This is a genomic window from Streptomyces sp. NPDC047515, assembly GCF_040643055.1.
GTDB lineage: Bacteria > Actinomycetota > Actinomycetes > Streptomycetales > Streptomycetaceae > Streptomyces.
In genome coordinates, this window is record NZ_JBEYTM010000023.1 from 1 (window position 1) to 23629 (window position 23629).

Sequence of the window (23629 nt, forward strand, 5' to 3'; positions counted from 1 at the left end):
AACGTCCGTGGTCGGGGTGGGTGTGGTTAGCGGGCCTGAACACCCCCCCCCCATTGGGCGCCGAGATGACACACCCCCCCGGGCACCCCCGGGGGGCTGCCCGCCGTGCGCCGAACCCAAGACACACGCGGCCGGTCCTGCCCCCGAGGCAGGTCCGGCCGCTTCTGTCGCACGACAGCCCGAGCTACTTCACCGGCTCCGGCTCCGGTGCGTCCGCCGACTCCGTCTCGCCGGCCGGGTCGGCCGGAGTCTTCACGGAGTCCAGCAGCAGCTGCGACACATCGACCACCTGGACCGACTCCTTCGCCTTGCCGTCGTTCTTCTTGCCGTTGACCGAGTCGGTCAGCATGACCAGGCAGAACGGGCAGGCGGTGGAGACGATGTCGGGGTTCAGCGACAGAGCCTCGTCGACGCGCTCGTTGTTGATGCGCTTGCCGATCCGCTCCTCCATCCACATCCGGGCACCACCGGCACCGCAGCAGAAGCCGCGCTCCTTGTGGCGGTGCATCTCCTCGTTCCTGAGGCCCGGGACCTTCGCGATGATCTCGCGCGGCGGGGTGTAGATCTTGTTGTGACGGCCCAGATAGCAGGGGTCGTGGTACGTGATCAGGCCCTCGACCGGGGTCACCGGGGTCAGCCTGCCTTCGTCGATGAGGTGCTGGAGCAGCTGGGTGTGGTGGATGACCTCGTACTCGCCGCCGAGCTGCGGGTACTCGTTGGCGATGGTGTTGAAGCAGTGCGGGCAGGTCGCGACGATCTTCTTCGCGGCCTTCGCCTTCTTCGTCGAGTCGTCCTCGTCGTCCTCGCCGAACGCCATGTTCAGCATGGCCACGTTCTCCTGGCCGAGCTGCTGGAACAGCGGCTCGTTGCCCAGGCGACGGGCCGAGTCACCGGTGCACTTCTCGTCGCCGCCCATGATCGCGAACTTGACGCCCGCGATGTGGAGGAGCTCCGCGAAGGCCTTCGTGGTCTTCTTGGCCCGGTCTTCGAGGGCGCCCGCGCAGCCGACCCAGTACAGGTAGTCGACCTCGGACAGGTCCTCGACGTCCTTGCCGACGATCGGGACCTCGAAGTCGACCTCCTTGGTCCACTCGACGCGCTGCTTCTTGGCCAGCCCCCAGGGGTTGCCCTTCTTCTCCAGGTTCTTGAGCATGGTGCCCGCCTCGGACGGGAACGCGGACTCGATCATCACCTGGTAGCGGCGCATGTCGACGATGTGGTCGATGTGCTCGATGTCGACCGGGCACTGCTCCACACACGCACCACAGGTGGTGCAGGACCACAGCACGTCCGGGTCGATGACGCCGTTCTCCTCGACCGTGCCGATCAGCGGGCGCTCGGCCTCCGCCAGGGCCGCGGCCGGTACGTCCTTCAGCTGCTCCTCGGACGCCTTCTCGTTGCCCTCCATGTCCTTGCCGCCGCCGGCCAGCAGATACGGGGCCTTGGCGTGCGCGTGGTCGCGCAGCGACATGATCAGGAGCTTCGGGGAGAGCGGCTTGCCCGTGTTCCAGGCCGGGCACTGCGACTGGCAGCGACCGCACTCCGTGCACGTGGAGAAGTCGAGAATGCCCTTCCAGGAGAACTGCTCGACCTGGGAGACACCGAAGACGTCGTCCTCGCCCGGGTCCTCGAAGTCGATCTCCTTGCCACCGGAGGTCATGGGCTGGAGCGCGCCGAGCGCGACCGCGCCGTCCGCGTTCCGCTTGAACCAGATGTTCGGGAAGCCGAGGAAGCGGTGCCAGGCGACACCCATGTTGGTGTTGAGCGAGACGGTGATCATCCAGATCAGCGAGGTGCCGATCTTGATCATCGCGACGAAGTAGATGAGGTTCTGCAGCGTGCCGAGCGCGAGGCCCTTGAAGGCGAGGACCAGCGGGTACGAGATGAAGTACGCGGCCTCGTAGCTCCCGACGTGGTGGATCGCGCCTTCGAGGCCGCGCAGGGTCAGGATCGCCAGGCCGATGATGAGGATGACGTACTCGACGAAGTACGCCTGCCACGCCTTGGAACCCGCGAAGCGGGACTTGCGGCCGGCCCGGGAGGGCAGGTTCAGCAGTCGGATGGCGATCAGCACGAGGATGCCGACCGTCGTCATCAGGCCGATGAACTCGGTGTACATCTCGAACGGCGGCCAGTTGCCGATGATCGGCAGGACCCAGTCGGCCTTGAAGAGCTGTCCGTACGCCTGGAGCAGCGTCGGCGGCAGGGTCAGGAAGCCGATGGCGACGAACCAGTGGGCGAAGCCGACGATCCCCCACCGGTTCATCCGGGTGTGGCCGAGGAACTCCTTGACCAGGGTGATCGTGCGCTGCTTCGGGTTGTCGGTGCGGCTGCCTGCCGGGACCGGCTGTCCGAGCGTGACGAACCGGTAGATCTGCGCGACGGCTCGGGCGATGAGCGCAACGCCGACCACAGTCAGCACCAGCGACACGATGATCGCGGCGAGTTGCATTTGGGGGCTCCTCGGGCCTGCGAGGGTGGGATCCAGCGTCGACGAGCGAATACTGGGACTACTAAGCAGTAACTTAATCAGTCTGTGCTGACACTATCCACTTATTCCGCCGCGCTGTAGCCGGACCGGCGGTGATCTGTGTCGCTCAGGTGTGCCTTGCCGTGTCGGGCGAGTCCGCGGACCGCCCGGTGCAGCGGAGCGTGTACGGCTCTCGCCAGGATGGCGAGGTCGAGTCCCACCCAGTGGTGCTCGGCGTAGTGCTGGTCGAGCAGGGCGGGTTCGTCCCACGGCATGCCGGAGCGGGAGCGTACCTGCGCCAGGCCGGTGAGGCCCGGTCGCAGTTCCTGCCGCCAGTCTCTCGCGGCGGGGACGGGAGCGGGGACGGGCGCGGTGGCTGCGGGGCTGGAGGGGGTGGGCTCGGTGGGCCCTGGCCCGGTGGGTTCGGGAGAGCCGGCGGACTTGGTGGGTCCGGCTGCCCCGGCTCGGGCCTCGTCCGGTGTCAGGGGTGCCGGGCCGACCAGGGACAGCTCTCCCCGTACGACGTGCGGCAGCCGGGAGAGCAGGTCCAGCCGCAGCCGGCGGGTGCGCAGCGAGCGCAGCACGAAGACGTGACCGCCCAGGCCGATCCGGGGTGAGCGGGTCAGTACCCCGCCGTGGGGCCGTTGTGCCGCGAGGGCGAGGGTGCCCGCGGCGAGCAGCGGGGCGGCCAGGGCCAGCAGGATCGAGCCGAGGGCCAGATCCAGTACGCGCTTGGCCGGCGGCCACTGCTGCTGCCGCACGCGCGTACGGACCGACGAGAGGGCCGACAGGAGGCCCTGCGGGAGAGCCGGCGTGCCGAACGCTGTGGTGCGGGCGGTCGCGTGGGCCCGCAGGTGCGTCGGCGCGCGGCCGGACAGGCGGCCCGGCGCGCGGCCGGACAGGCGGCCCGGCGCGCGGCCGGACGGGCGGCCCGGCATGCGTGTCCCGGCGCGCGCCGAGATGCGGCCCATGGCTCGGTCCATCGGCCGGCCCTGCGTCTGTCTCTGCCTCTGCATCGTTCGCACCTGTCTGGGGTCGGGTGGATCGAGTGCCGGTTTTATGCGGCTCACGGCAATTTGTGACAGAACGATCCCATGACGCGATGATGGGGGCGGGTTGCCCGGCCCGCGAGGGAGCCGGTGTCGTCCGAGATTGTCCGCCGCGCGTCAGGTGCGTGCACGATAGTTGAGTCTGCTCGACTCAAGTCTGTTGACACTGGGACGGGCGTCATGCATCCTTGAGTCAGTTGCACTCAAGTAGTCAAGCTGGAGGAATTGAAATGGCACGTGCGGTCGGCATCGACCTGGGCACGACTAACTCCGTCGTCAGCGTTCTCGAAGGCGGCGAGCCCACCGTCATCACCAACGCAGAGGGCGCCAGGACCACGCCGTCCGTCGTCGCCTTCGCGAAGAACGGCGAGGTGCTGGTCGGCGAGGTCGCCAAGCGCCAGGCAGTGACCAACGTCGACAGGACCATCCGCTCCGTCAAGCGCCACATGGGCACTGACTGGAAGATCGACCTGGACGGCAAGAGCTTCAACCCGCAGCAGATGAGCGCCTTCGTGCTGCAGAAGCTGAAGCGGGACGCCGAGTCCTACCTGGGCGAGAAGGTGACCGACGCGGTCATCACCGTTCCCGCGTACTTCAACGACTCCGAGCGTCAGGCGACGAAGGAGGCCGGCGAGATCGCGGGCCTGAACGTCCTGCGTATCGTCAACGAGCCGACCGCCGCCGCGCTGGCCTACGGCCTCGACAAGGACGACCAGACGATCCTCGTCTTCGACCTCGGTGGCGGCACGTTCGACGTGTCGCTGCTGGAGATCGGCGACGGTGTCGTCGAGGTGAAGGCCACCAACGGTGACAACCACCTCGGTGGTGACGACTGGGACCAGCGCGTCGTCGACTACCTGGTGAAGCAGTTCGCCAACGGGCACGGCGTGGACCTGTCCAAGGACAAGATGGCTCTCCAGCGTCTGCGCGAGGCCGCGGAGAAGGCGAAGATCGAGCTCTCGTCCTCGACCGAGACCACGATCAACCTGCCCTACATCACGGCGTCCGCCGAGGGCCCGCTGCACCTGGACGAGAAGCTCACGCGCTCGCAGTTCCAGCAGCTCACCGCGGACCTCCTGGACCGCTGCAAGACCCCGTTCCACAACGTCATCAAGGACGCGGGCATCCAGCTCACCGAGATCGACCACGTCGTTCTCGTCGGTGGCTCGACCCGTATGCCGGCCGTCGCCGAGCTCGTCAAGGAGCTGACCGGTGGCCAGGAGGCCAACAAGGGTGTGAACCCGGACGAGGTCGTCGCCATCGGCGCCTCGCTCCAGGCCGGTGTCCTCAAGGGCGAGGTCAAGGACGTCCTGCTGCTCGACGTCACCCCGCTCTCCCTCGGCATCGAGACCAAGGGCGGCATCATGACGAAGCTCATCGAGCGCAACACCACGATCCCGACGAAGCGCTCCGAGATCTTCACGACGGCCGAGGACAACCAGCCGTCCGTGCAGATCCAGGTGTACCAGGGCGAGCGTGAGATCGCGGCGTACAACAAGAAGCTCGGGATGTTCGAGCTGACCGGCCTGCCGCCGGCCCCCCGTGGCGTCCCGCAGATCGAGGTCGCGTTCGACATCGACGCGAACGGCATCATGCACGTCGCCGCCAAGGACCTCGGCACCGGCAAGGAACAGAAGATGACCGTCACCGGTGGCTCCTCGCTGCCGAAGGACGAGGTCAACCGGATGCGCGAAGAGGCCGAGCAGTACGCGGAGGAGGACCACCGCCGTCGCGAGGCCGCCGAGTCCCGCAACCAGGGCGAGCAGCTCGTCTACCAGACGGAGAAGTTCCTCAAGGACAACGAGGACAAGGTCCCCGGTGACGTGAAGACGGAGGTGGAGACCGCGCTCACCGAGCTGAAGGAGAAGCTCAAGGGCGAGGACACCGCCGAGATCCGCACCGCCACCGAGAAGGTCGCGGCCGTCTCCCAGAAGCTGGGCCAGGCGATGTACGCCAACGCCCAGGCCGACGGCGGCCCGCAGGGCGACCCGCAGCCGGGCGCCCAGCAGGCCAAGGCCGATGACGATGTCGTCGACGCCGAGATCGTGGACGACGAGAAGGACGCGAAGGGCGGTGCGGTGTGACCGAGGAGACTCCGGGCTTCGAGGAGAAGCCCGACGTCCCCTCCGGCGCTGCCTCCGACGGAGCTGAGCCGAAGGAGGCCCCCTCCTCTCCGGAGGAGGAGGCGCCGGCGGCCGGGGACGGAGTACAGACAGTTGGCCTGACGGCACAGCTGGACCAGGTCCGCACGGCGCTCAACGAGCGCACGGCCGACCTCCAGCGGCTCCAGGCCGAGTACCAGAACTACCGCCGTCGCGTCGAGCGGGACCGGGCCACGGTCAAGGAGATCGCAGTAGCGGGTCTCCTGTCCGAGCTCCTGCCCGTGCTCGACGACGTCGGCCGGGCCCGGGACCACAACGAGCTCGTGGGCGGGTTCAAGTCGGTGGCCGAATCGCTGGAGACGGTCGTCGCCAAGCTGGGCCTGCAGCAGTTCGGCAAGGAGGGCGAGCCCTTCGACCCGACGATCCATGAAGCCCTGATGCACTCGTACGCGCCGGATGTCACCGAGACGACCTGCGTGGCGATCCTGCAGCCGGGGTATCGGATCGGCGAACGCACCATCCGCCCCGCGCGGGTGGCGGTGGCCGAACCCCAGCCGGGTGCGGCAGCCAAGGAAGAGAAGGCAACCGACGAGGAGAGCGGTGACACCGAGGAGGTCTGACATCCCGTCTGACCACCTAGCGGCCCACCGCCCGGCCATGCGACCGCCCACCGGGCCGGTCGCATGGCCGATCGTCCGGAAGGAGGGACGTCGATGAGCACGAAGGACTTCGTCGAGAAGGACTACTACAAGGTCCTCGGCGTCCCCAAGGACGCCACCGACGCCGAGATCAAGAAGGCGTACCGGAAGCTCGCCCGCGAGTTCCACCCGGACGCCAACAAGGGCGACGACAAGGCGGAGGAGCGCTTCAAGCAGATCTCCGAGGCGAACGACATCCTCGGCGACACCAAGAAGCGCAAGGAGTACGACGAGGCACGCGCCCTCTTCGGCAACGGCGGCTTCCGGGCCGGCCCTCCGGGCGCGGGAGGCAACTTCAACTTCGACCTGGGCGACCTCTTCGGAGGCACCCAGGGCGGGGGCCAGGGCGGCGGAGCCGGCGGCTTCGGCGGCGGTGGTCTGGGCGATGTCTTCGGCGGCCTGTTCAACCGGGGCGGTACGGGGACGCGGGTGCAGCCGCGCCGCGGCCAGGACATCGAGTCCGAGGTGACGCTCAGCTTCACCGAGGCGGTCGACGGGGCCACGGTCCCGTTGCGGATGTCCAGCCAGGCGCCCTGCAAGGCGTGCTCCGGCACCGGTGACAAGAACGGCACCCCCAGGGTCTGCCCGACCTGTCTCGGTACCGGCCAGGTGTCGCGCGGCACCGGCGGCGGTTTCTCGCTCACCGATCCCTGTGTGGACTGCAAGGGCCGGGGCCTCATCGCCCAGGACCCCTGCGACGTCTGCAAGGGCAGCGGACGGGCGAAGTCCTCCCGGACCATGCAGGTCAGGATTCCGGCGGGCGTCTCGGACGGCCAGCGGATCCGGCTGCGCGGAAAGGGCGGTCCGGGCGAGCGCGGTGGACCGGCCGGTGATCTGTACGTCGTGGTCCATGTCGACGCCCACCCGGTCTTCGGCCGCAAGGGCGACAACCTCACGGTCACCGTGCCCGTCGACTTCACGGAGGCGGCGCTCGGCGGCGAGGTGAAGGTGCCCACGCTCGGCGGTCCGCCGGTCACTCTGAAACTTCCGGCCGGCACCCCCAACGGACGTACGATGCGTGCCCGCGGCAAGGGCGCCGTACGCAAGGACGGCACCAGGGGCGACCTGCTGGTCACTGTCGAGGTGACGGTGCCCAGGGACCTCAGCACCGAGGCCAGGGACGCACTGGAGGCCTACCGCAAGGCGACCGCGGGCCACGACCCGCGGGCGGAGCTGTTCCAGGCAGCGAAGGGAGCTTGAGGTGGACGGCCGACGACGCAATCCGTACGAACTGACCGATGAATCACCGGTGTACGTGATCTCGATCGCGGCCCAGCTCTCGGGCCTTCATCCGCAGACACTGCGCCAGTACGACCGTCTCGGTCTGGTCTCCCCCGACCGCACGGCCGGGCGTGGCCGGCGCTACTCGGCCCGCGACATCGAGCTGCTGCGCACCGTGCAGCAGCTGTCGCAGGACGAGGGCATCAACCTCGCCGGCATCAAGCGCATCATCGAACTGGAGAACCAGGTCGCGGCCCTCCAGCAGCGCGTCGCCGAACTCTCGGCGGCCGTGGACGGAGCGGCGGTGGCCATGCAGCAGCGCGAGGCCCAGGTGCACGCCTCGTACCGCCGCGACCTGGTGCCGTATCAGGACGTGCAGCAGACCAGTGCGTTGGTGGTCTGGCGGCCGAAGCGGCCGAAGGACTGAGCGGGTCCGGCGTACCCGCGCGACGGACGAGGCCGGTCACCCGTGTGCTTCACGGGTGACCGGCCTCGTTCTTCTGCGCCCTCGGCAGGGAGAGGCGTGGGCGACGCGCTCGGGCCCGCACTTCTCACGACTGCCGCCAAGTCACGGAAGGCGTCAGAGTGCGTCGCGATCGGTGCCCTGGTCCAGGATTCCCGACTGCGCGATGAGGTACCCGAGTTGGGCGCGGCTGCCGCTGCCGAGTGCGGCATTCAGTTTGGCGATGTGCGCGCGGCAGGTGCGTACGTTCATCCCGAGGCGGCGGGCGATGGAGTCGTCGACGTTTCCCTCGACGAGGAGTTGGGCGATGGAGCGCTGGACTCCGCTGATGCCCTTGGGCGCCTGTTCGTACTTGATCTCTTCGAGGAGTGGCTGCGCGCGGGTCCACAGCTGCTCGAAGACCTTCACCAGATACTCGACCAGCCCGGGGTGGCGCAGTTCCAGGGCGACTTGGCGGTCGTCCTGAGCCGGGATGAAGGCGACCGTCCGGTCGAAGATGATGAGGCGCTCTATGAGTTCTTCGAGGGTCCGGATCTCGACCTTGTCCTCGGCCAGACGTTCCGCGTAGGCAAGGGTTCCAGGGCTGTGCCGGGCCGTGTGCTGGTAGAGCGTGCGGATGCTGACACCGCGGTCCACCACTGAGAGGCCTCGTTCCAGGGCCTCGCTGAGGCGGTCCTCGCTCCGCCCGCCCCCGGGTTGGACGGTGAGGACTTCGGTGCGGCACTCGGCAGTGGCGAGATCCAGCGCCGCGTTGATCCGGTTGACCCCCTCAAGCACCGTGATGGCGTGGGTCGTCGTCGGGTCCTGGGCGCTGATGTCCATGAACGGTTCGAAGGCTTCGGCCAGCTCGACGGAGTGCTGTCGGCGTTCCTGGATCTCGCGCTCTATGGGGTGAAGGCGCTGCGCCAGGGCGGCGGACGGCGGGACCGGACGGAGCCAGTCGGAGTCGTCGGGGTCCGGGTGCAGGAGGGTGAAGTCCATCAGGCAGGGCGCGGAGTCGACTTCGCTGCGAGCGATGCGACCGGAGCGAAGTGCGCTGGCGTAGAGGTGTTTTCCGGCGTCGCACAATTCGGTGATCGCATGAGGATGTGCCTGTTTTGTGTCTCTTGTGGTCATACCTTCACCCCCCAGGTTCCTGAACATGCAAGAACATGATGCATTGACTCGGTGGTGTTAGCGCGCCCAGGTGAGACATCGTCTTAGGTGCGGGGGAGAAGAATCCACAAGTGAGGACGAAGCTGACTATGTATAAGCGAGTGCTTCGCTCGGTGCTTGCCGCCTCGTTCGTCGCGGCTTTGGGCCTTGGAGCGGTGGGCGCCGGCGACATTGCCTGGAACGCCGAGGCGGCATCCGCCCCGGGCGACATCGCGTGGAACGTCCAGGCGGCGCCGGCGCCGGGTGACATCGCCTGGACCGCCCCGGGTGACATCGCGTGGAACGTCCAGGCGGCCGCGCCCGGTGACATCGCCTGGACCGCACCGGGTGACATCGCCTGGGGCACACCGGCCTCCGCGCCGGACGACATTGCCTGGATCGCCCCGGGCGACATCGCGTGGAACGTCGAGGCAGCGGTCGCTCCCGGTGACATCGCCTGGTCCGAACCGACTCAATCGGGCGCATGACCATCCCGCCGGACGACCGAACCTTCCGGCGCGAGATGGCTACGGCCTACCGATCAGGCTGGCATTTCATCGATCTCGTCACGGCCCTCCCCCGCTGTGGCGACTCGCTGATGGTCACTCTGTTCGGCGACCCCATCGTTGTCGCACGTGAAGAAGACGACGAAGTACGTGCCTACCGGTGCCTCCGCAAGCCGCGGGGAGCCCCGCAGCCCGTCCGCTGCGCGATCCGGTACGACATGATCTTCGTCAACCTCGACCGGCGGGACCACCAGCTGTTCGAGCCAGAGACTATCTCCGCCACCCCCCGCAGTGCCTGAGCGATCCCCCGTCGTTACACGTCGCTCAGTCACTCCCCCACACAACGGCGCCATCGTGACCTGAACACGATGGCGCCGTTGTGCTGCCCGGGGTCCTGTTGTGCCCGGGGTTGTCGCGGTTCCTCTCACGCCCTGCCGAGCGCCCGGTCCAGGGCGATCTCGATGACGACGCGGTCCGGGTTGGGCGACGGCGTGCGCCCGTAGCGTTCCGCGTAGCGGCGTACCGCGTCGGCGACCACCTCCGGTTCCGTGCGGACCGTCGCACGGCCTTCCAGTGTCGCCCAGCGGCGCCGGTCGACCTGGCAGACCGCGACCCGGGCGCCGTCCGGACCCGCGGCCAGGATGTTGGCCACCTTCCGCCTGCCCTTGCTGGTGATGATCCGGGCCAGCCCGGCCTCGGGGTCGTACGTCACTCCCACCGGCGCCACGTGCGGCGTGCCGTCGGGGCGGGGCGTGGTCAGGGTGCACAGGTGGTGCTCGCGCCAGAACGCGAGGTACTCGGGATCGGGGTTCGTCACGTCGACTGCCATGAGGGCAGCGTAGGCAGCGCGCCGGCCCCTGCAGTGGCGCGGGTCCGGTCCGGCCGGTTGACTCGGGCGGAAGCATGCCGCGGAGGACCGAGGGCCGAGGGGCCCAGGGCAGGGCAGGGGCAGGAGAGGGCAAGGGGCGACGGACAGGTGTGGCGCGGGGTTGAGTGGAATAGACTCAACTTTGTGCACGTTGACCTAGTCAGTGCTGTGGAGAGACCGGTCACCGCAAGGAGGAGAAAGCGCACGTGGACGCCGAGCTGACCAACAAGAGCCGTGACGCCATCAACGCGGCCACCAACAGGGCCGTGAAGGACGGGCACCCCGATCTGACCCCCGGGCACCTGCTGCTCGCGCTGCTCGCGGGCGAGGACAACGAGAACATCATCGATCTGCTCGCCTCCGTCGAGGCCGATCAGCTCGTCGTACGCAGCGAGACCGAGCGGCTGCTGGGCGCGCAGCCCAGCGTCACCGGGTCGACCGTCGCCCCGCCCCAGCCCAACCGCGAGCTGCTCGCCGTCATCGCGGACGCCGCGCAGCGCGCGAAGGAGCTCGGCGACGACTACATCTCCACCGAGCACCTGCTGATCGGCATCGCCGCCGTGGGCGGCCGGGCCGGTGAGATCCTGAGTGATCAGGGGGCCAGTGCGAAGAGGCTGCTGGACGCGTTCGAGAAGAACAGGGGAGGGCGCCGGGTGACCACACCCGACCCGGAGGGTCAGTACAAGGCCCTGGAGAAATTCGGTACGGACTTCACGGCGGCCGCGCGCGAGGGCAAGCTCGACCCGGTCATCGGACGCGACCAGGAGATCCGCCGCGTCGTCCAGGTCCTGTCCCGCCGCACCAAGAACAACCCCGTGCTCATCGGTGAGCCCGGCGTCGGCAAGACGGCCGTCGTCGAGGGGCTCGCCCAGCGCATCGTCAAGGGCGACGTCCCCGAGTCCCTGCGCAACAAGCGGCTCGTCTCGCTCGACCTCGGCGCGATGGTCGCGGGCGCGAAGTACCGCGGTGAGTTCGAGGAACGGCTGAAGACGGTCCTCTCCGAGATCAAGGAGAGCGACGGGCAGATCATCACCTTCATCGACGAGCTGCACACCGTCGTCGGCGCGGGCGCCGGCGGCGACTCCGCCATGGACGCCGGCAACATGCTCAAGCCGATGCTGGCCCGCGGCGAGCTCCGCATGGTCGGCGCGACGACGCTCGACGAGTACCGCGAGCGGATCGAGAAGGACCCCGCCCTGGAACGCCGCTTCCAGCAGGTGCTGGTGGCGGAGCCGAGCGTCGAGGACACCATCGCGATCCTGCGTGGCCTCAAGGGCCGTTACGAGGCCCACCACAAGGTCTCCATCGCGGACTCCGCCCTGGTGGCCGCCGCGACCCTGTCCGACCGCTACATCACCTCCCGCTTCCTCCCCGACAAGGCCATCGACCTGGTCGACGAGGCGGCGTCCCGGCTGCGCATGGAGATCGACTCCTCGCCCGTCGAGATCGACGAGCTCCAGCGCGCCGTCGACCGTCTCCACATGGAGGAGCTGGCCCTCAAGAACGAGACCGACCCCGGCTCCAGGCAGCGCCTGGACAAGCTCCGCCGCGACCTCGCCGACAAGGAGGAGGAGCTGCGCGGCCTCACCGCCCGCTGGGAGAAGGAGAAGCAGGGCCTCAACCGCGTCGGTGAGCTGAAGGAACGCCTCGACGAACTGCACGGCCAGGCCGAACGCGCCCAGCGCGACGGCGACTTCGACACCGCGTCCAAGCTGCTCTACGGGGAGATCCCCGGCCTGGAGCGGGAGCTGGCGGAGGCGTCCGAGGCCGAGCAGGAGGCCGCCAAGGACACGATGGTGAAGGAGGAGGTCGGCCCGGACGACATCGCCGATGTCGTCGGCTCCTGGACCGGCATCCCGGCCGGACGGCTGCTGGAGGGCGAGACCCAGAAGCTGCTCCGCATGGAGGACGAGCTGGGCAAGCGCCTCATCGGGCAGACCGAGGCCGTGCGGGCGGTGTCGGACGCGGTACGCCGTACCCGCGCCGGAATCGCCGACCCCGACCGGCCCACCGGATCGTTCCTCTTCCTCGGTCCGACCGGTGTCGGCAAGACGGAGCTGGCGAAGGCGCTCGCCGACTTCCTGTTCGACGACGAGCGGGCCATGGTCCGCATCGACATGAGCGAGTACGGCGAGAAGCACAGCGTGGCGCGGCTCGTCGGCGCTCCGCCCGGATACGTCGGCTACGAGGAGGGCGGCCAGCTCACGGAGGCGGTCCGCCGCCGCCCGTACAGCGTGGTCCTGCTGGACGAGGTCGAGAAGGCCCACCCCGAGGTCTTCGACATCCTGCTGCAGGTCCTGGACGACGGCCGGCTCACCGACGGACAGGGGCGGACGGTCGACTTCCGCAACACCATCCTGATCCTGACCTCCAACCTCGGCAGCCAGTTCCTGATGGATCCCCTGGTCGAGCCCGAGGTGAAGAAGCAGCAGGTCCTGGAGGTCGTACGGGCTTCGTTCAAGCCGGAGTTCCTCAACCGGCTCGACGACCTGGTGGTCTTCTCCGCGCTGTCCGGCGACGAGCTCTCGCACATCGCGAAGCTCCAGATCGACCGGCTCGCCGGGCGCCTGGCCGAACGTCGGCTCACCCTCGACGTCACCCCGGCCGCCCTGGCCTGGCTGGCCGAGGAGGGCAACGACCCGGCGTACGGAGCCCGGCCGCTGCGCCGGCTCATCCAGACGTCGATCGGCGACCGGCTTGCGAAGGAGATCCTCGCGGGCGAGGTCAAGGACGGCGACACCGTCCGGGTGGACCGGGTCGGCGACGGCCTGCTCGTCGGGCCCGCGACCTCGGGGAAGACCTTGTAAGGGCTGTCCTCAGGCCGCCGCACGGCCCGCTCTATCTCGCGTCCCCAGCCGGATACCGCGCGTCCCGGCTGGGGACTCGCCGTCTGCGCCGCAGTGAAATCGACGAAGAATTGCGGTGATTTCGGGAGAACGGAAAACCGGCCGCCGTCACCGGTGATCCACTGTTCAACATCGATATTGAGCCAAACGCTTCGCTCCGCGTCGGGGAGTGGGATCGCGTTGCTCTGCTCCGCCCCGGGTCGCACCGCCCGCCTCTGGCAAGGGGCATGCGCTCGGGCACCCGCAGCGCCCGCCCGGGGGCACACGCATAATCAGGACACCTCGGGTCGCCCGTCGTGACCTGCCCACAAGGAGGATTAGAGGCCGAATTCGGCAGCCGGTAGCGTGCCCGCATGAACGAGCAGATAGGCGATGAGATAAATCCGGGGCCCGAAAAGCCCAGATCTGACAATCTCTTTCACCTTGGCGAATTCCGTGCGCTTTGGGCTGCTTATGCTCAGTCGATCCTGGGTGATCAGTTGGCACGCGTGGCCCTGTCGTTGCTCGTGTTCGAACGCACCGACTCGCCAGGATGGACCGCGGCGACGTATGCGCTGACCACCTTGCCCGCTCTGCTGTCCGGGGTGCTCCTGTCCGGCCTGGCGGACCGTTTCCCCCGGCGTACGGTCATGATCGGATGCGACCTGGCGCGGATGGCGCTGGTCGGGCTGATGGCCCTGCCCGGGACGCCGTTGCCGCTGCTGGCCGGACTGCTGGTGCTGGCGCAGTTGGCCGAGGCGCCCTTCGGCGCCGCGCAGGGCGCGCTGCTGCCGACCGTGCTCGGTGAGCAGCGATACGAGCGGGGCCAGCGGGTCATGCTGATCACTCACCAGGCCGGACAACTGCTCGGTTTCGCCGGCGGGGGTGTGCTGGTCGTATGGCTGGGCAGTCACGTCTCCCTGGGGGTGAACGCGGTGACGTTCCTCCTCTCGGCGGCCCTGGTCGGATTCGGTGTGAAGGCCCGTCCCGCGGCGAGTGCCGATGAGCGAAAGACGCGGCTCGGCGCTCAGGTCGGGGGTGCGGCCGCACTGATCTGGTCGGATCGGAGGCTGCGGTCGCTGGTCGCGCTGGGCTGGCTCGCGGGGTTCGTCGTCCTGCCGGAGGGGCTGGCCGCCCCGTTCGCGGAGGAGGCCGGTGGGGGCGCCGCCTCGGTGGGACTCCTGCTCGCCGCGCATCCGGCGGGAATGGTGGTGGGGGCGGCCCTTCTGGGACGGGCTCAGGTCGGGGACGAGTGGCGGCGCCGTCTGCTCGGGCCGTTGGCGATCGGCGCGAGTCTGCCGCTGCTCCTCTACTGGTTCGGCCCCGGCGTGGGTGGGGCCATGCTCCTGTTGATGGTGTCGGGGGTGTGCTCCGCCTATCAGATCACCGCCGGAGCCACCTTCGTGCTCCTGACTCCGGTCGCCCGGCGCGGCCAGGCGCTGGGGCTCGCCAGGTCGGGGCTGATCGCCATGCAGGGGATCGGTGTGGCCGCGGGGGGCCTGGCGGCGGAGCTGTCCGGGTCGTCGGCGAACACCATCGGCGCGTCCGGACTCCTCGGCGTGTTGTGCGCGATCCCTGTCGCCATCGCCTGGTCGCGGGCCAGGGAAGCCGATGCGGGGACGATTCCTCGGAGGGCGTAGAGCTCCTGGCCGTCAAACGCGGCTAGGGTCGACGGAAGGAAACCACGTGCGATCCACAGGAGTACCCAGCGATGTCTATCGACCCGTCCTCGATTCCTCACTTCGGGGGCCAGCCCGAACCGCAGGCCGCAGGACCGGAGGGCCCCGTCGTCCCCGACCAGGACCTCGTCAAGCAGCTCCTGGAGCAGATGGAACTGAAGTACGTCGTCGACGACGAGGGTGACCTCGCGGCGCCGTGGGAGGACTTCCGCACGTACTTCATGTTCCGCGGCGAGGACGAGCAGCAGGTCTTCTCGGTCCGTACGTTCTACGACCGCCCGCACGCCGCGGACCAGCGTCCGGTCCTCCTCGACGCGATCGACGACTGGAACCGCCGCACCCTGTGGCCCAAGGTCTACACGCACACCCACGAGCCCGAGGAGGGCTCCGAGGAGACCGAGGTCTCGGTCCGTCTGATCGGTGAGGCGCAGATGCTCATCGGTACGGGCGTCAGCCTGGAGCACTTCGTCTCGTCGACGGTCAGCTGGGTGCGCGCCTCGATCGAGTTCGACAAGTGGCTGCAGGAGCGTCTGGGCCTGGCGCCCGACGAGGAGAAGACGGACGGCGACGAGCCGGCCGCTCCGGACGCCTGAGAGCCTGTCGGGCGGCCTTCGACCGGACAGCGGACGCGGTCTGGTGCGTGCGATTCCAAGGCGCCGGGATGTCCTCGGATGGGGTCTCCCTTGCTCGAACGAAGCTGAGAGCTCGGGGATGGAGCTACCAGGGCATTTCGGCAACGCGGGAGGGGGTCCCCCTGGCCCTCAAGGCCTTGGGGGAGTGCGTGCCAGGGCGTGGCCGCCCGATCAGAGGCCGCCCGACAGGCTCTGAGTCCCGCACGGCAGCAGCGACACCCCGGCCCGGGGCGACGGTCTTCACGACCGCCGCCCCGGGCCGGGTCGCGTTCCGCCCGGGTTCCGACCTGACTGCCGGCCGCGACAAGAGGAAGGCCGTCGCGAGCGTCGGGGGTGTCGTGGAAGACGGAATCGGGGACGGCGACGACGCCGCAGCGTTCGGGAAGGGCGCGGCAGAAGGCGTAGGCGTCCTTCTCGCCGCATGTGTGCGGCGCCGTACCCGCGCCCGGCGCAGCCTTCTCCGGGACCGCGCCTCTCCGTGTCGCGCTGCTGTCCGGTTCGGCGAGGGAACGTCACTCCGGTGCCGGTGATGGGCTGTTGCGGGTCATGGGGGCCTTGTCGCAGGCCTGATAGGGCGTCGGCCCGCCACTTTCGTCACTGTTCCGCAACAGGCATGAACCGCCCCGCCGGGTGCCCCGTACAGCCCGGTGTGCGCGGCTCAGCGACCGCGGCGACCCGAAACGAGAGAAGGAACCGACATGGCCGGCGGCAACATCAAGATCAGCCCGGAAGAGATGCGGGAGGCGTCGACCTGGCTGCAGCACCAGAAGGAACTGATGCAGCAGAGCCTCCACGAGGCCAACACCAAGATGGACGAGATGGTCGAGGCGGCCTACTCGACGCCGGGCTCCGAGACCAAGTTCCGTCCGTTCTGGGAGGAGTACAAGAACGGCACCGAAAAGGCGATCGAGGGCCTGCAGGGCGTCAGCGAGTTCATCAAGCAGGTCGCCGACGCGTTCGTCGACACCGACGACCAGACGTCCGGCTCCATCGGCTGACGTGCCCTCGTGCCCGGTCCCGCCCTGCTGCGGCGGGACCGGGCGGCGGCGGCCGGAGAGGAGGAACCGATGACCCGCATCAACGTCCCCCTTGAGGACCTGAACGAGACGGTCAAGTCACTTGAGGACATCGGGGAGCGGATCAACAACACCGCACGGCTCAGCGACGTCGGATCGAAGGACGATGTGGGCGATTCGAAGCTCGCCGACTCCCTCGCCGACTTCGACCACGCATGGGGCAAGGGCCACGAGAAGGTGCAGGACAACGTGAAGGTCTTCTCCGAGAACACGAAGAAGATCTCCGAAGCCTTCACACAGACGGACGACGAGACCGTCAAGACGCTCGACGACTCCAAGAAGACCTGACGAGAGCCTGTCGGCAGAAGGGACATGCGTCATGACGCATCCGGTCACAGACCGGGCTACGGGGGCGCCCGCGCACTACAAGCTGCGCTACCCCGGCTCCTGGTGGTATCTGGACCTCGACCCGAGCACCCGGGACGCGTCCATCCGCCGCCGTATCGAGCACCAGGCGAAGGGGGTTCCGCAGCTCTCCCGCGAGCGGCTCGACGGCCTGATCCGCGACACCCGCCGGACCGCCCGCGAGGCCTACGCCCGGGGGGCGCTCCAGGCGGCGGGGATGGTCAGGTTCCCCGGCGGGGACGCGATGCTCAGCGCCACGTCCGTGGTGCTGCGGATGCCCGTGCCGGAGGACCAGTCGGCGGATCTGGCCGAGGTGCTGTTCGGGGCGAGCATGCAGGCCGGGGACCCGCAGAGCAGCGGGTACCCGCCGCGCGAGGTGGATCTGCTGGAGCTTCCGGACGTCGGACCGGTCGGGCGGATCGCCTCGATCGAGGACATCGACTACAAGGGCACGCCGGTGCGTACGGCGCTGTTGCACACGCTGTTCCCGATCCCGAACCGCCGGGAGTACCTGCTGGTCTCCAGCTCCACGCCCAATGTGGAGCTCAAGGACCAGTTCTTCGAGGTGTTCGACGCCATCGCGGGGACGCTGCGCTTCGTGGAAGCCAAGAGCACGGGCACGGCTGTGCCGGCCGCACAGAGCCCGCAGGGCACGGACGAGAACGGAAAGTGAGGGCGCGGCAATGACGCGGCCAGCGGTGTCCGACTGGGAGACGGTCTTCGGGTTCTCGGACGACCCGACGCCGGGCGATGCGGAGATGCTCGCGAAACTCGCGGGCCAGTACCGGTCCGTCGCTGACGACGCGGACCAGGCGCTCCCCATCGTCAGCGGCCTGAAGAACAGCCAGCTCGGCGAGGGCAAGGCCATGGAGAAACTCCGGCACAAGCTCGGGGACCTGGCCCATCAGGTGGAGAAGCTGCACAGTTCGTACGACAAGGCGGCCCGCGCGCTGGACACGTACGCCGACCAGCTGGGGGACCATCAGCGCAAGGCCGACAACGCCCTGGTCGACGGACGGGACGCCAAGGAGCGGCTGCAGCGGGCCACCGATGCCGCCGCCGCGGCGGGGTCCGTGATCAGCGGCCTGGATGCGGCGGACCCGCCCCCGCCGGACGACGAGGCGGCCCGGCGCAGTGCGCGGCAGGCCATGGAGAATGCCCGGCACGACCAGTCCGCGGCGCAGGGGGACGTCGACAGCGCCCAGCGGGATCTCGACGCCGCCCGCATGCTCGCCGAGGACGCGCGAGAGCTGCGCGAGACGGACGCCTCGACGGCGGCCCGCGCCCTGGACGACGCGACGAGCGAGGCGGTCCCGGGCAAGAGCCTGTGGGAGAAGATCAAGGACATCTTCAAGAAGGTGCTCGGCTTCATCAGCGCCGCCCTGGGCATCATCGCCATGCTCATCCCCGGATTGCAGGGCCTGGGACTCATCCTGACGATCGCCAGTCTGGTCACCGCTGCCATCCCCTTCATCATGAATATCGTCGACAGCATTCAGTCGGGCGAGTGGGATGTGCTCGACATGGTCCTCAGCGGCCTGGGGCTGGTGCTCGGCGGCGTCGGCCTGATCAAGATCGCCAATCTGGGCGGGATCGCGAACACCCTCAAGACCGTCACGAGCGACCTCAAGGCGATCCAGATCAACCTCAAGAGCGTGGTCCCCGCCATCAAGTCGTTCACCGGGTTCAAGAACCCGGGCGACCTGGTCGCGAACCTGCTGAAGAACATGCCCGGTGGCATGTTGAAGACACCGGACATCCTGAAGCAGCTGCCGGGCATCACCAACATCTGGACGAAGACGGCGGGGTGGATCGACCAGAGCTCGAACCTCATCGGACTGGCCGGCCTCGCCTGGGCGATCAACGGCGCCGTCCCCAACGGGACGCAGGGCACGATCAAGCACGACCCCAGCTACGTGGAGGGATCGACCTGATCGGGGCCGCGTCCCGTCATGCGTGAGGGCTCCCGCCCCGGCCGTCGCCGGGGCGGGAGCCCTCTGCCGTGGGACCTCAGAGCCGATGTCGGAACCTCCGCACAGGCGCTCAGCTCCCGGTCGGCGGAAGCACCGTCTGCGGGACCTGGACGGTGCGCAGCACGCCGTCGCCCAGGTGCAGGATCGCCCGCCCCGGGCGGGTCGCGCCCAGGCGGCTGCGGGGCACCTTGACGCCGATCAGTTCGCCGTCGCTCATGTTCTGCGGCTTCAGCAGCAGACCGCACCGGTTGCGGCGGGCCTCGGTGTGCCAGCCGGAGAAGCCGGAGGAGAGCCGGTCGGTCTGCCCGGCGATCACCAGGCCCCGGCCGTTCTCGGCACCGGACTTGGCGATCTGGGTGAGGACGGGCTCGGCCTTCGTCTTCAGCAGCAGGTCGGCATCGTCCAGGATCACCACGGCCCCCTGCGGCGAGGACGCCAGCGCCTTCTCCAGCGCGGTCGGGTCGATGTCGGACTCGTCGAAGACCGCGAGGACCCCGGGCCGTCCGGCGAGTTGGCGCAGCTGCGACCTGGCGGGCGCGCCGACGACGATCGGCGTCCCGGTCGACAGCAGCGACAGTGCCAGCGTCGCCAGGACGGTGCTGCGGCCGGAGCGGGCGGGTCCGGCGACGAGGAAGGTCGGCGTGATGGCGAAGTCCGGCCCGAAAGCGGTGAGTTCGTCGCCGCCGACACCGGTCAGGGCCCACCGTGCGGACGGCAGCGGCTGCGGCACGTACTGGGTCGCCTTCTCCCAGGTGAGCTGGTCCGGCAGGGTGTCGACGCGGAACGGCCGGGTGGAGTCCGGCAGCTGGGCCGCCCGCTCGCGGCAGTACTCGGCGATCTGCTGGAGTGCCACGGCCTGCGCCCGGCCTTCCGGGTTGTCCGTGAGGAGCGCGATCTGCACCTCCGCCTTGTCGGCGGCACGGAACGCGCGGCCCGGCGGGATCTCGTCGGGCACGTTGCGCTGGGTGATGCCGATCATCCCGTACTCGGACTTCTCGTTCAGCTTCAGCACGAGCTTGTCCTCGGTGGAGCCGTTGACCCGGCTGGAGAACAGCGCCCGGTCACCGGTCATCACCAGGTGGATGCCGACGCTCGCGCCGTCCCGGAGCAGGGTCAGCACGGAGTTCAGCAGGTTCCCGGAGTCGTACTCGCCGAGCTGCTTGTCGAAGACCTCCCACCGGTCGATGAACAGCAGGATGTGCGGCGGCCGTTCGGCCTCCGGCAGGGCGCGGCGGAGCTCCGGCAGGTCGGCGCTGCCGCGGGCGGCGAGCATCTCCTGGCGCCGGGTCAGCTCCCCGTTCAGCCGGGCGAGAAGCCGGGCCACCCGGTCGGGCTGGGTGCGCTGGGTGATGGCCCCGCAGTGCGGCAGCCCCTCGATGGGCAGCAGCGCGCCGTTGCCGCAGTCGATGCCGTACATGTGCAGCCGGTCCGGGGAATGGGCGGAGGCCAGGGTGCCGGCGATGGTGCGCAGTGTCTGCGACCTGCCCTGCCGGGGCGAGCCGATGATGTGCAGGTGCCCGAGCGTCGCCGGGTCGATCACCAGGGGCAGCCGGGCCTGTTGTGCGGGCAGGTCCACCACGCCGTACGCGACGGGCGCGAGGTCGTAGTCCGAGGGCGGGGGCGCCGGCAGTTCGCCGGTGACCAGGACCTCGGGCAGCGGCGGGAGCCAGGGGCTGTGCTGCGCGGGGATGCCCATCTCCCGGTCCGCTTCGCGGATCGCCGTGACGAGCCCGGTGAGGTCGGTCTCCACCTCGGCGGGTACGGCCGCGCCGCGGGGCCGCGCCGGGAGCGGCTCGCCGAGCCGTTCCCAGCCGACCGTCACCGCCCAGGGGGCCGGCAGCGAGGTCGCCGCGGCACCGGGCCGACGGCCGCCGACCCGTCCGGACTGGAACGGCACGAGGGAGTTCTGGCCCAGGCGCACATAGGCGCGACCGGGGGTGCTCTGCGAGATCCCGGCGGCCTCGGCGGAGTTGAGGACGTCCTGGCTCTCACCGGCGTCCGTCACCCGCAGCGCGATGCGCAGGTTGGTGTTGGCGCGGATCTCCGAGGAGACGACGCCACTGGGGCGCTGCGTCGCCAGGATCAGGTGGATGCCGAGGCTGCGGCCCCGCTGGGCGATGTTGACCAGACCCTTCACGAAGTCCGGCAGGTCGCGCACCATCGAGGCGAACTCGTCGATGACGATGAGCAGCCGGGGCATCGGCGCGCGGCCCGCCGGGTTGCGCTCCAGCAGCTCGACGTAGTCCTCGATGTCCTTGGCGCCGGCTGCGGCGAGGATGTGCTCGCGCCGGGTGAGTTCCGCCGTCAGCGACACCAGGGCCCGCTCGACGAGGTGGGCGTCGAGGTCGGTGACCATGCCGACGGTGTGCGGCAGGTCGACGCAGTCCTTGAACGCGGAGCCGCCCTTGTAGTCGACCAGGACGAACGTCATCGCGTCCGGACGGTTCGCCACCGCGAGCGAGGCGACCAGCGTCTGGAGGAGTTCGGACTTGCCGGAGCCGGTGGTGCCGGCGACCAGCCCGTGCGGGCCGTCGCGCCGCAGGTCCAGGTAGAACGGGCCGTCCAGGGAGACGCCGACGGCCGCCCGGGTCGAGCGGCCCCCGGCCGTCCAGCGCGCCCGGATGCCGGCGGCCTGCGGCGGGTCGAGGGCGAGGACGTCGAGCAGCCGCGCGGAGCCGGGAAGCACCGCGGCCTCCTCGTCGGCCCCGCCCGGGTCCCGCAGCGGGCCCATCGCGCGGGCCAGCGAACGGCACCAGTCCAGGGACACCGCGTCGGGCCGGATGCCCCCGACGGTGCCCCTCCCGGAGCGTCCCACCCGTACGGTTCCGCCGGGCTCCTCGGCGACGACGGCGTGGCACTCCTCGGGCAGCAGCCGCTCCTCGGCGTCCAGGCAGACCGCGCGGACGCCGACGGCCGGTCCGTCGCGCAGGATCTGCGCCACGCCGGGCAGCGAACGCAGCCTGCGGGCTCCGTCGAGGATGACGAGCACGTCGGGCCCGGCGGGCCGGCCCCGCCGGTCCTCCCGTCCGGCGCGCTCGACGATCAGCGCGGTGAGTTCGGCGACCCGCCGGGCGCAGGTCTCCGTGCCGTAGCCGATGCTGGCCGGGGTGTCGCCGGACTTCTTGCGCACATGCGGCAGCCAGCGCAGCCAGGACCAGCCGTCCCGGCCCCGTTCGCCGGTCGTCAGCAGATGGATCTGGAGGTCACGGGGGCTGTGCAGGACGGCGGCCTGGGCGACCGCCCAGCGCGCCACGGCGCGCGCGGTCGGGCCCTCGCCGGCGATGCCCAGGACGTCGTGCTCCCGCAGCGGAACGGTCACCGGGACGTCGTACGCGGTCCGCGGGTCCTCGCGGCGGTGTTCGTCCTTCGTCGGGTCCTGGAGCACCACGTCGGAGGCCAGATCGGCGGTTCCGATGCGCAGTTCGAGGAAGTCGGCGTCGGAGGTACGGCGTTCCCACAGGCGGCGCCGGGGGCCGACGGCGGTCAGGACGACCTCGGCCGGGTCCGGGAAACCGCGGCGCCGGGCGGTGCGTTCGGCCGCCAGGGCCTTCGCCGCGTCGCCCTCGATGCGCGCCTTCTTCTCCTCGTAGGCGGCGACACTGCCGGAGTGGGTCTGGCGTCCGGTGCGCCGGCTCATCAGATAGTTGCCGAGGATCGCGACCGGGGAGAGCAGCCCGAACAGCAGCATCGACATACGGCCGAATATCAGCGCCCCGGCCCCCGCCATCACCAGCGGGGCCGCCGCGGTGATCCACGGGAGCGGCCGGGCGGCGGGCGGGGCGGGCGGGGAGGGCAGGGTGAAGCGGGTGGCGTTCTCGGCCGGCCGCAGCCGCGGCGGCCGGTTGTAGTCCCAGCCGGTGCCGTCCTCCGACGGCTGCACGGCCGCGTCCGGCTTCTGCGCGAGGGCGAGTTCGAGCAGGCTGTCTCCGACGAGGAGCTGTGCGCCGGCCGGCCAGGCGGCCGCCTCGGCGAGGTCCTCGCGGTCCAGTTGCAGGGTGCCGCCGTCCGGCGCGGAGGCGTCGGGCGTGATACGGCAGCGTCCTTGGGGGCCCACCGCCAGGACGGCGAACGGACGGTCCGGTACGGCGCGCAGCACCTGGGCGGTCCCGTCGTGGGCCAGCCCGATCCGGTACTCGCCCATGTCGAGCCGGTGCACGGCGCCCGCGCCGGTCCCGCCGACCGCACGGACCTCCACCAGCCCGCCCGGTTCGGCCGACACGGTGCCCGCCGGGCGGCCCAGGCCCACGATGGCCGCGTGGTGCAGCGGCGCGTCCCGCAGCCGCATATCGGCGGGCAGCAGCCGGTCGCCGGCGTACAGGCCGAGGCCCTCCGGGGGCCGGTGGACGCCTGCCGCTCCGGCCAGCGCCTCCGCGACAGCGCGCACAGGCGTGTCGGGATCGGCGTCGAGGTGGACGTCGAACGCGTCACCGCCCTCCTCGACCACGGTCAACATCAACGACACGAGAACGTCCTCCAGCCGGCGTGAATGGGGGCCTCGGCAGCCGCACTCGGCGGCTGCCGTGCCACTGACGTGACCTACGGCGCCCGTCGGCGGATGGTTCACCCGGCGCACCGGTGAACCATCCGC

The 23629-nt window shown here is 69.8% G+C and carries 18 protein-coding genes; 13 read left to right on the forward strand and 5 right to left on the reverse strand.

All coding sequences use genetic code 11. The annotated features are described in order from the left end of the window. Positions 1–184: 184 nt before the first annotated feature. Together ABZ826_RS20050 and ABZ826_RS20055 are read right to left on the reverse strand one after the other, a co-directional pair. Positions 185–2452 (reverse strand): (Fe-S)-binding protein, encoded by a 2268-nt coding sequence (locus tag ABZ826_RS20050; protein WP_361449668.1) that lies wholly within the window; start codon positions 2450–2452, stop codon positions 185–187. Between the two features lie 101 nt (positions 2453–2553). Next, entirely contained in the window at positions 2554–3261 is a 708-nt protein-coding gene (locus ABZ826_RS20055; RefSeq protein WP_361449909.1) for a sugar transferase, read from the reverse strand. A gap of 488 nt (positions 3262–3749) precedes the next feature. Here ABZ826_RS20055 and dnaK point away from each other — a divergent pair, with 488 nt between their 5' ends. The 4 genes from dnaK to ABZ826_RS20075 all read left to right on the forward strand — a co-directional run bounded on the left by dnaK (position 3750) and on the right by ABZ826_RS20075 (position 7967). After that, positions 3750–5603, forward strand: a complete 1854-nt coding sequence (dnaK, locus tag ABZ826_RS20060; protein WP_361449671.1) for a molecular chaperone DnaK — start codon at positions 3750–3752, stop codon at positions 5601–5603. Continuing rightward, the gene (gene grpE / locus ABZ826_RS20065; RefSeq protein ID WP_361449674.1) at positions 5600–6241 is read left to right on the forward strand and encodes a nucleotide exchange factor GrpE; all 642 of its coding nucleotides are present in this window, start codon (positions 5600–5602) and stop codon (positions 6239–6241) included. Before dnaK ends, grpE begins: the two co-directional genes overlap by 4 nt. A 93-nt stretch (positions 6242–6334) precedes the next feature. Next, positions 6335–7519: a molecular chaperone DnaJ gene (gene dnaJ, locus ABZ826_RS20070; protein ID WP_361449677.1), complete on the forward strand. Its 1185-nt coding sequence runs from the start codon at positions 6335–6337 to the stop codon at positions 7517–7519. A 1-nt stretch (position 7520) separates the two neighbouring features. Continuing rightward, a complete protein-coding gene (locus tag ABZ826_RS20075) occupies positions 7521–7967 on the forward strand; it encodes a helix-turn-helix domain-containing protein (protein WP_093899393.1) in 447 nt (148 codons plus the stop codon). Positions 7968–8120: 153 nt separating this feature from the next. On the opposite strand, the gene ABZ826_RS20080 is transcribed toward ABZ826_RS20075, so the two are convergent. Continuing rightward, positions 8121–9119, reverse strand: a complete 999-nt coding sequence (locus ABZ826_RS20080) for a helix-turn-helix transcriptional regulator (RefSeq protein ID WP_361449680.1) — start codon at positions 9117–9119, stop codon at positions 8121–8123. A gap of 128 nt (positions 9120–9247) precedes the next feature. Here ABZ826_RS20080 and ABZ826_RS20085 point away from each other — a divergent pair, with 128 nt between their 5' ends. Together ABZ826_RS20085 and ABZ826_RS20090 are read left to right on the forward strand one after the other, a co-directional pair. Beyond that, positions 9248–9625 (forward strand): 5'-nucleotidase, encoded by a 378-nt coding sequence (locus tag ABZ826_RS20085; RefSeq protein ID WP_361449683.1) that lies wholly within the window; start codon positions 9248–9250, stop codon positions 9623–9625. After that, the gene (locus ABZ826_RS20090) at positions 9622–9942 is read left to right on the forward strand and encodes a (2Fe-2S)-binding protein (RefSeq protein ID WP_361449686.1); all 321 of its coding nucleotides are present in this window, start codon (positions 9622–9624) and stop codon (positions 9940–9942) included. Before ABZ826_RS20085 ends, ABZ826_RS20090 begins: the two co-directional genes overlap by 4 nt. Before the next feature lie 125 nt (positions 9943–10067). Here the strand turns inward: ABZ826_RS20090 and ABZ826_RS20095 are convergent, their stop codons facing one another. Next, a complete protein-coding gene (locus tag ABZ826_RS20095) occupies positions 10068–10472 on the reverse strand; it encodes a TIGR03618 family F420-dependent PPOX class oxidoreductase (RefSeq protein ID WP_361449688.1) in 405 nt (134 codons plus the stop codon). A 245-nt stretch (positions 10473–10717) separates the two neighbouring features. Between ABZ826_RS20095 and clpB the strand changes: the two genes are divergently transcribed. From clpB to ABZ826_RS20130, 7 genes are all read left to right on the forward strand, one after another. Further along, complete coding sequence (gene clpB, locus ABZ826_RS20100) at positions 10718–13318, forward strand: ATP-dependent chaperone ClpB (RefSeq protein WP_361449691.1); 2601 nt, start codon at positions 10718–10720, stop codon at positions 13316–13318. Between the two features lie 392 nt (positions 13319–13710). Beyond that, positions 13711–14976: an MFS transporter gene (locus ABZ826_RS20105; protein ID WP_361449694.1), complete on the forward strand. Its 1266-nt coding sequence runs from the start codon at positions 13711–13713 to the stop codon at positions 14974–14976. Positions 14977–15047: 71 nt separating this feature from the next. Next, positions 15048–15608: a YbjN domain-containing protein gene (locus ABZ826_RS20110; protein WP_361449697.1), complete on the forward strand. Its 561-nt coding sequence runs from the start codon at positions 15048–15050 to the stop codon at positions 15606–15608. 737 nt (positions 15609–16345) lie between these two features. Beyond that, entirely contained in the window at positions 16346–16645 is a 300-nt protein-coding gene (locus tag ABZ826_RS20115; RefSeq protein WP_093899385.1) for a WXG100 family type VII secretion target, read from the forward strand. Between the two features lie 69 nt (positions 16646–16714). Then, entirely contained in the window at positions 16715–17011 is a 297-nt protein-coding gene (locus tag ABZ826_RS20120; RefSeq protein ID WP_361449700.1) for a hypothetical protein, read from the forward strand. A 31-nt stretch (positions 17012–17042) separates the two neighbouring features. Continuing rightward, positions 17043–17741: a hypothetical protein gene (locus tag ABZ826_RS20125; protein WP_361449703.1), complete on the forward strand. Its 699-nt coding sequence runs from the start codon at positions 17043–17045 to the stop codon at positions 17739–17741. 10 nt (positions 17742–17751) lie between these two features. Further along, positions 17752–19002 carry a hypothetical protein gene (locus ABZ826_RS20130; RefSeq protein ID WP_361449706.1) on the forward strand — a complete coding sequence of 417 codons (1251 nt, stop codon included), beginning with the start codon at positions 17752–17754 and terminating at the stop codon, positions 19000–19002. Positions 19003–19111: 109 nt separating this feature from the next. On the opposite strand, the gene ABZ826_RS20135 is transcribed toward ABZ826_RS20130, so the two are convergent. Then, entirely contained in the window at positions 19112–23494 is a 4383-nt protein-coding gene (locus tag ABZ826_RS20135) for an FtsK/SpoIIIE domain-containing protein (protein WP_361449912.1), read from the reverse strand. Positions 23495–23629 lie beyond the last annotated feature (135 nt).